Below are 498 nucleotides of genomic sequence, written 5' to 3' on the forward strand. Positions count from 1 at the left end.
GTAGGATCCACAATAATAAGGGAAAAAGGGAAGTCATTAGAGCTCGTACCCACTAGCTTGTATTATAAATTTAAGATAAAACAAACAGGCAATAAGAAAATGTATAACGCTGGTGAAGATAACATTGACGTAAAAATAATACCAAACAAGGAGCTGAAATCTACTTCTAAGGATATCTTAGGTTTCAATGTTTACAGTGATGATGAGCGTGCTGGGGGGCTAGGGAGAGGTATAGGGATTGGAGACTTTAATAAAAGTGGTGAAGCAAGTCTAGATCTCAATTATGATCTAGGGACAACCATTGAGAACAGTCAAATGCCTCTAGTACCTAGCAAAGATAAATTAGAGAAGTTAAGACAAAAAGCATTAGAAGGTACCCTCGTTATAGTAAGGAATCATAAGGAAATAGCACGTATAAATTTAAAGCCTTTAAAGAAATAAAGTAATACTAGAATTATAGAGAGCCCTGCCAATTTATTAATTGGTAGGGTCTTATTA

At 34.9% G+C, this 498-nt stretch carries 1 protein-coding gene; it reads left to right on the plus strand.

Annotated features, from left to right (window positions below; translation table 11 throughout):
- Window positions 1-441 (plus strand): hypothetical protein (locus tag AC1DWA_RS33270; RefSeq protein WP_477917728.1); only part of this gene is annotated, 441 nt, incomplete at its 5' end.
- Window positions 442-498 lie beyond the last annotated feature (57 nt).

The organism is Rhodococcus sp. P4_F3_2, assembly GCF_056401335.1.